At 53.5% G+C, this 6,862-nt stretch carries 8 protein-coding genes and 1 tRNA gene; 1 reads left to right on the forward strand and 8 read right to left on the reverse strand.

What is annotated here, in order from left to right; all coding sequences use genetic code 11:
• The 8 genes from B3M32_RS08595 to B3M32_RS08630 all read right to left on the reverse strand — a co-directional run.
• On the reverse strand, positions 1-265 hold a 265-nt coding region (locus tag B3M32_RS08595), incomplete at its 3' end, for a class I tRNA ligase family protein (RefSeq protein WP_290745432.1).
• Positions 266-457: 192 nt separating this feature from the next.
• Positions 458-1,747 (reverse strand): carbohydrate binding domain-containing protein, encoded by a 1,290-nt coding sequence (locus tag B3M32_RS08600; protein ID WP_290745435.1) that lies wholly within the window; start codon positions 1,745-1,747, stop codon positions 458-460.
• Positions 1,747-2,595 (reverse strand): TIGR02147 family protein, encoded by an 849-nt coding sequence (locus B3M32_RS08605; protein ID WP_290745437.1) that lies wholly within the window; start codon positions 2,593-2,595, stop codon positions 1,747-1,749. Before B3M32_RS08605 ends, B3M32_RS08600 begins: the two co-directional genes overlap by 1 nt.
• Before the next feature lie 75 nt (positions 2,596-2,670).
• Complete coding sequence (locus B3M32_RS08610; protein ID WP_290745440.1) at positions 2,671-3,240, reverse strand: GNAT family N-acetyltransferase; 570 nt, start codon at positions 3,238-3,240, stop codon at positions 2,671-2,673.
• A gap of 48 nt (positions 3,241-3,288) precedes the next feature.
• Positions 3,289-3,372, reverse strand: a tRNA-Leu gene (locus tag B3M32_RS08615).
• 36 nt (positions 3,373-3,408) lie between these two features.
• Positions 3,409-4,125, reverse strand: a complete 717-nt coding sequence (locus B3M32_RS08620; protein WP_290745443.1) for a hypothetical protein — start codon at positions 4,123-4,125, stop codon at positions 3,409-3,411.
• Positions 4,126-4,641, reverse strand: a complete 516-nt coding sequence (locus B3M32_RS08625) for a hypothetical protein (protein WP_290745446.1) — start codon at positions 4,639-4,641, stop codon at positions 4,126-4,128.
• A gap of 2 nt (positions 4,642-4,643) precedes the next feature.
• Positions 4,644-5,432: a hypothetical protein gene (locus B3M32_RS08630; protein ID WP_290745449.1), complete on the reverse strand. Its 789-nt coding sequence runs from the start codon at positions 5,430-5,432 to the stop codon at positions 4,644-4,646.
• Between the two features lie 34 nt (positions 5,433-5,466).
• On the opposite strand from B3M32_RS08630, the gene B3M32_RS08635 reads away from it, so the two are divergent.
• Positions 5,467-6,852: a toxin-antitoxin system YwqK family antitoxin gene (locus B3M32_RS08635; RefSeq protein ID WP_290745452.1), complete on the forward strand. Its 1,386-nt coding sequence runs from the start codon at positions 5,467-5,469 to the stop codon at positions 6,850-6,852.
• Positions 6,853-6,862 lie beyond the last annotated feature (10 nt).

The following is a 6,862-nucleotide window of genomic DNA, read 5'->3' on the forward strand; positions in this document are numbered from 1 at the left end:
CGTGGCAGTCCCAACCGAAACCGCGCGGGACCTTCTTGCCCTTCATGGTCCAGTAACGCGGAACGATATCCTTGATGGTACCGGCAAGCAAGTGACCGTAGTGCGGAAGGCCCGTTGCAAACGGAGGGCCATCGTAGAAAGTGTACGGTTCAGTTTCCGGACGGGAGTCCAGCGACTTCTTGAAACTTTCGTCCTTGTCCCACAGGCCGAGCACGCGCTCTTCGATCTGCGGGAAGGTTTCTTCTTTCTTTACTTCACGAAACATTTTTGAACCTCGGAAGGGTATTGCTAGACGATAGACGAAAGACGATAGACGAAAGAATTCGACAACAGTCTCCACGTCAGCCGCCAACGCAACCTAACGTTAAATTTTCGGGTTCAAATTTAGAAACTTTTGCGTAGCAAAAAAAACGGTGGACCGAAATCCACCGCCTTTCGTCATACACCAGATTCGAGATTACTGCTCGATGCGGTAGATTTTCACTTCCTTAATGAAGAACTTGCGGACTTCGTTACCCAGGTTCAATTCGAATCGGGCGAACGGAGTGCTTTCCTGCGGCGTAAATTCCACCTCGAAGGATTGCCCGGTCGTCTTGACAACCGGATGCGCCTGGAAACCTATCGTCTCGTAATCGTCGTACGTGCCGATACGTGCCGTTATCTTCCCTTCGACATTCGACCAGATGGTAAATACACACTTGTATTTTTTTCCCGCGACGAGGGCGACATCTTCCTGAATCAGCTGCACGCTGTACGACTTGTTGCCACCATTGGTCACGTCGACTTCGAGAATATGGCCGCCGTTCTTTTCTTCGACAATTTTCGAAGTCGCTTCGCCATTGAGCTGCGTAAAGAACACCCAGTGGTCCATTCCCTTCGAGAAGTTTCCGTTTTCGATGGTATTGTCGCTCATCTCGCCGACAATGCCTTCCCAGATATCCTTGACGTAGTCTTCGGCCTGATTGCCCTGGGCGTCCGTGTATTCATATCGCAACGGGCGGAAACTTGAGATGAACTTCTGGTTCAGCTTGTTCCAAAGGCCCACATTTTCCGAGGCATTGAAATAGATGACCCCGTCGTCAGAAACTGTAGCCGAAGCAAGATCGACACCATCCACGAAATAGCGCACGTGGAAGACGACAGACAAATTAACCAGACTGTCGGTCACCCATTCCACCTGCGAGAAATGGTAACGCAGCGTCATGTTCTGGATTGCCGAGAGCGAATACTCGAACGGCACGTAATCGTCCTTTATCAGGATCTTGCCTCGGATGGCCGCATTAGACTTCTCGGGCCTGAAGCAGACGCCGATTTCTTTCAGGTAACCTTCGTCCTTGAGGTTGATGTTGCTGAATGCGTCATCGACCGCGGAACCTTCGGTAAAGGAAATGCCAAGTACGGAGTCCGTCGCATTTTCTTCCGGCCACAGCGGCAATCCCTGTGCCGCGTCGAAGTTGATACTCACGTAATAGCTGGAATAGGAACGCACTTGCGTCAGCGTCATGGAGAACGAATCCAGCAACACGGGTTCGTCCTTGGCCGCACCCTTGGCCAGCACCTTCACATCATCGTAATCCACAGAGAAATCCGCCGTCAAAGCCAAAGCTACAGGCGGCTTCACAATCGTATCCTCATTCGCAAGAGCCGGATTTCCAATTTCAATACCGGCGGCGTCCTTGGAATCGGAACAACCGACAAGGACAATTGCGCATAAGCAGCAACCGATTATGGACTTCAAAAAACGCATCACACCCCTCGTGTCAACGGGAACAGCTGGATATTGACCTGCACGACATCGTCGCCTTCGCCAGCTTTCGCAGAGAAATCTAGTAGTTCCTTGCGCATTAGTTGGATGTGTTTCTTCAAATTGGCGAAATCCTGGCGCCTAATACTGAACGTAAGGGCAGAAAAATCCCTATTTTCGCTGCTCAGGGCACTCAGCATGTTCGTAGAGATGCGTAACATCTGCTGGTGGTAGAGCATGACCATCATGTCCTGGACTTCGTCGTCCGTGGTAATCATCGGGTTGCTCTGGCGGTAGCCGTTGGCCGTTTTCACCAGAAGGCCGGTCTCGATCAGCAAGTCGAGGGATTCCTTGACCTGGGCCGGGGTAACGAGACCGTTGAGTCTCTTGGAAATCGCCTCCGGGATCGGCCTGAAGCCGCGGAGCGAAACCATCTCGAGAATCACGGAATGGTGCCATTCCCTGAAAATGCGGAACTGCGCCTTCTCCATCTTATGAAGCTTGGAACGCGGGCTGCACTTGACGAGCTGCTCGTAGTAGGCACGCTTTTCTTCGTCCGTAGCGGCCTGGTTGAAAAAGACGAGATTTTCGAAGTAGGCGGCGCGCTGTTTTTCGAGCCCGATGCCGTGAATGAGCTTGGTAACCGTGCCCTTGGTAATGTTGCGCTTGCCATCTATAGTCAGCTTGAGATGGGCGTGACTGGAAAGGCCCGCCTTTTCTGCAAAAAAGCGAAGACTGAAGGCCGGCAAGGTCTTCTTCTTGAACTCGTAATAGTCCCGCAGGTACACCCTGAAGTTGGTGTATTGCAGAACATCGGGTTCCGTCAACTTTATATTTTCTCCATTATCCATACTATAAAAGATAGATGGCTACGGCGTCAAAAGCACAATCTAGCAAGGAATTATCGTTTACTCAAGTAAACAATTTTAATCATCTCCGGCCAGGCGGGAGAACCGCAGGTGATCCCTAAAAATGCCGTTTATTCGTTCAAAATCGCGACTTACGCCCTCTTCGGAGAACCCGGCACGACGAGCCACCGCTATGCTTTTCGGGTTGTTTACCGCAGCCGAAAGCTCCAGTCTGTTTATTCCAATCGAGAATAATTTTTGCGACACGAGCTTCAGGGATTCGGTCGCGAGCCCCTTCCCCGTGGATCTTTCGCCGAGCCAATAGCTCACGGTCGCGGAGCGGTGGACCCACTGGACCCAACCCACAATAATGCATCCGGCCACGCGGAGAGTGCCGCCCGCCTTCTCGAAAATTCCCCAACAGGCCCCGTTCCCCATCTGCGCCTGCATCTGCCAGGATTCCACGCGCGCAAACACGTCTTCGGCAGAAAGGCATTCACCGGGCCACGGGAGGTGTTCGGCAAGGAACTCGCGGCTGCTTTCGATAACCGCATAAAGCTCGTCGCAATCACGCCTGTCCAGCGACCGGAGCACGACCCGCTCCCCCGCCAGTTCGTCTACGGGAATTTCATCGAGGAAATCTTCCATGTAGTGAATATATAGAAAAACCGCCGGACGAATCCGGCGGTCTTTCAGTGCGGATGAAAGGACTTGAACCTTCATGCCCTTGCAGGCACTAGAACCTGAATCTAGCGTGTCTACCAGTTCCACCACATCCGCGTGGTGCACCAAATTTTGAAAATTATGCGCAATTTGTCAAGGGGTCGGCACTAAAATTGCGTCAGCAATCCACTGCAGGCGGTTCGACCTCCAATATTGCCAGTCATGTTCGCCCGCCGGGTCGTACCGGAGTTCACAGTCCGTGCCGACATTGGAGCAGAAGGCCTCTATCCAGGGACGGGCCTGTTCGGGCGGATAGAGCCGGTCGGCACCCCCCTGCAAAAAGCGCCACCTGCCCGAACGGAGCCTTGGAAAAGCCGCCACTTCGGGAGCCTCGCCCAGGAACTTGCCAAAGGAACTCATCAGGAGTCGGTTCCTTACGTTGCGCTTGCCGTAAAGCGAATAGATGATCACCCCGAGAGAGCCGTCCGAAACCCCAGCCAGCGACACGTCGTTCACGGGCGCCTTGCGGCGCAACGCGACAGAATCCAGCGCGGCATCGACTGCCTTGACCATATTTTCCGTGGCCCAGTGATTCGACTTGCATGCCGAGACGCTCACGACAACCACACCTGTAAAAAGTTCCGACAGGTCGCGACCGGCCACGTAGCCCTTCTCGCAATTCGAGCTGGACATCCCTCCGTGGAACCAGACGACTACACTGGATTGTTTCGACATCGCGGGCGTTTTGGACTTCGCAGGCCACCAGATTCCCGTAGCGCTCCGCATGCCAGGCACATCCACAAAAAGGGAATCCCCCGCCCACAAATGGCCGAATTCCACCAGCAACAAGACTAGCAGCAAAGAACGCATCTACCGCTTGCACCTTATGCCGAGAACCATGAACAGCATCATTCCCAACGTACAAACGGCCACGATTCCCAACCCTACCAGACTGTTGAAGAGATGGTACTCCGAAAGCGTGTCCCAATCCAGTTCGCCTTCCGACGACGAAATCGCCTTGACGATGAACCTGGACGGGGCGATGCGGACGGCGACGACTTCCACGGCAATCTCGTCGGCACCCTTGGCCGAGAAGCTGAACCATTCCGACATGTCTTCGCACATTTCCTGGGACGCATACAAAACGAACGTCGCGCCCGGATCCCCGTTCAGCTGGAAATAGGTCTTGTCCAAGAAGGGAATGTTGCTGCCCCCGAACACGCTCGGGATGGCCGCATAGCTCACGTTCCCGTAAAAGACGTGTTCTTCCTTGAAAAAACTGCGCAGCACGGGCTGCATGTACGATACAACCCAAACTATCGCTATCAGGAACAAGAAAGCGATATTGAAATAGGCGGAGCGTCGGGTACGGAAATAGGAAGGCATACTTAAATCTTGGACCGGAACAGGAAGAAGAACGTCGAAAGCAGGAGCACTATCGACAGGAAATAAAAGATCATGGGAATCTTGGACTTGAGCGACATCTCGTCCAGGGTCCTCATCTGGAAGAACTGCACCAGTTCCATGCAATACATCAGCGTGATATCGTTATCGAAACGGCTCCACGCAATCGCAAGGTCGTTGTTCTCCGAAAGCAGCGCATCCAGTTCGAAAAGCAACGTGTCCGGCAAGATCACGTCAGGACTCCGCGACACGGAGAAGCCCGCACGGGCGGAATCCAAAACCGGAGCCACCGAAAACGCAGCATCTGTCTGCAAGGCAAGAATTTCCGCCTTGACGGAATTCCACCTGTCAATCCAGTCCATTCGGGCCGTCACATAGCGGCGCATCCCGGCCACCTTGCCCAGGACTTCCCTTTCGAACCGGCTCATCACGCCAGGAGGCGGAGTTTCCGTTCCCAGGATATTCAATTCGTCCATCTCGCGCGAAAACGAGACCATCATTTCGCGAAGGGTCATCGTCTGCGACTGGATCAGTACGGAATCTACACCGTAGCCGGAACGCACATGTTCCATCGACCGCATCAGGCGAGACTCCAGGAGCTGGTATTCCGTCAGGGACTTCACGTAACGGCTATAAATGACAATCTGGGGTTTCTGAGAAAAATAGAACAGCACCGTCAGCCCGATCGTAAGGACGATAACGAGCCAAATCCACGGAGTTTTGAGCTTCGCATTGAAGGTGTCCGCAATGGACTTTTTCATAGATTCGTTCACAATTAGAAATTACCTTTTTTCTACTTTGATTTTCATGCGAGCCTTCATTTTTTCACCTTTTTTCGCATTTTGCCTGCTTATTTGCGCCTGTTCCTTCGAACGGGCCGAAGAACAGGTGATTGCGGAACACGCCAACGGCGTCAAAAAGACGTCCGTATGGGTCTATCCCGACGGTGAAATCTTGAAGCGAAACGAGTGGTACAACGACGGCATCAAGGAACTCGAAATCCCGTACAAGGACAATGTCCCGCACGGGGAGTTCAAGCGATGGACGGGCTTTGGCGACGTAGTCCTGCTCGGGCATTATAAAAAGGGACTGCGCGACGGCAAGTGGACCAGTTACTACGTAGAGCGTCTGAACAGCCGGAAGAAGGAAGCCGAACGGTTCTACAAGGAAGACCATCCCGTAGGCGACTGGGAAGGCTGGCACTACGACGGCTCCAGGGCGTTCGAGGAGCATTACGACAAGGACGGACGCGCCGTCGGAATCTGGAAGATGTGGTACGACAACGGGGCGCTTCGGCAAGAAGGGAACTGCCACGCCAAATGGGACGCCAACAGGCAAATCGAATCGGCCGAAATTGGACCGGACGGCACCAAGAGTTACCTGAAGCGCTACTCCAAGGACTGCGGGCTGCTCGAAGAATTCACCTGCGAAAGGGGCCACCTCTCCGGGGAATTCGCCCTGTACTACGAAAGCCTGGACGACAAGATCGATTCTGCAAAATGCGGGAAGGGACGAGTCCGAATCCGCGGCACCCTCGGGAAGAATTCGATCGGTACAGACAGCGCCCTCATCGGGACGGTCACCTACTACAGGGCCGACGGGACTTCCCTAAAACAGGAATACTGGAACAAGGACGGCAAGCGCGATTCCGTATGGCGGTGGTTTGACGAAGCCGGGAACCTGCTACGCGAAAGCGACCTGAGCAATGGCGGAATCATTTACGGCGCGTGCGACGGCCATAACGACAAGTTCTGCGCCGAGACCTCGTTCATCGGAGAAATTGGCGGGATTCTCGCAAATAGCAATCTAGACCAGTCCGCGAACTTTGAACAAAGTATCGGAAGATTTCCTGCAACGGTCCGCTACTTCAAGCCGGGGCACCAACTGATGTACGAGGAGTTCTGGCAAGACGGAAAGATTTCGGAAAGCAGGAGCTTCTACCCCGACAGCATGGGAGCGAAACTTGCAAGCGAAGCCTTCTGGAAAGTGGACCCGAAAGATGGCTTGTCGAAACGCAACGGAATCATGCGCAACTGGTATGCAAGCGGAGTGCTGCGTGATAGCTTGAGCTACGTGAATGGCGAACGCGTGGGCGAACAGTTCAGTTACGACAGCACCGGTAAACTCACGATACATAAAACAGAGGCTGGCAAAAATCGACCAGTGATTATGCATTTGCTGGGGGAAAAATGAGACGCAAGGA

It is taken from the genome of Fibrobacter sp. UBA4309, from assembly GCF_002395745.1.
Classification (GTDB): Bacteria; Fibrobacterota; Fibrobacteria; order Fibrobacterales; family Fibrobacteraceae; genus Fibrobacter.

What these genes read in the sequence shown, in the direction of transcription:
- B3M32_RS08635 (WP_290745452.1), top strand. Translation starts at nt 5,467, where the DNA reads ATGCGAGCCTTCATTTTTTCACCTTTTTTCGCATTTTGCCTGCTTATT.
- B3M32_RS08600 (WP_290745435.1), bottom strand. Translation starts at nt 1,747, where the DNA reads ATGCGTTTTTTGAAGTCCATAATCGGTTGCTGCTTATGCGCAATTGTC.
- B3M32_RS08620 (WP_290745443.1), bottom strand. Translation starts at nt 4,125, where the DNA reads ATGCGTTCTTTGCTGCTAGTCTTGTTGCTGGTGGAATTCGGCCATTTG.
- B3M32_RS08610 (WP_290745440.1), bottom strand. Translation starts at nt 3,240, where the DNA reads ATGGAAGATTTCCTCGATGAAATTCCCGTAGACGAACTGGCGGGGGAG.
- B3M32_RS08605 (WP_290745437.1), bottom strand. Translation starts at nt 2,595, where the DNA reads ATGGATAATGGAGAAAATATAAAGTTGACGGAACCCGATGTTCTGCAA.
- B3M32_RS08625 (WP_290745446.1), bottom strand. Translation starts at nt 4,641, where the DNA reads ATGCCTTCCTATTTCCGTACCCGACGCTCCGCCTATTTCAATATCGCT.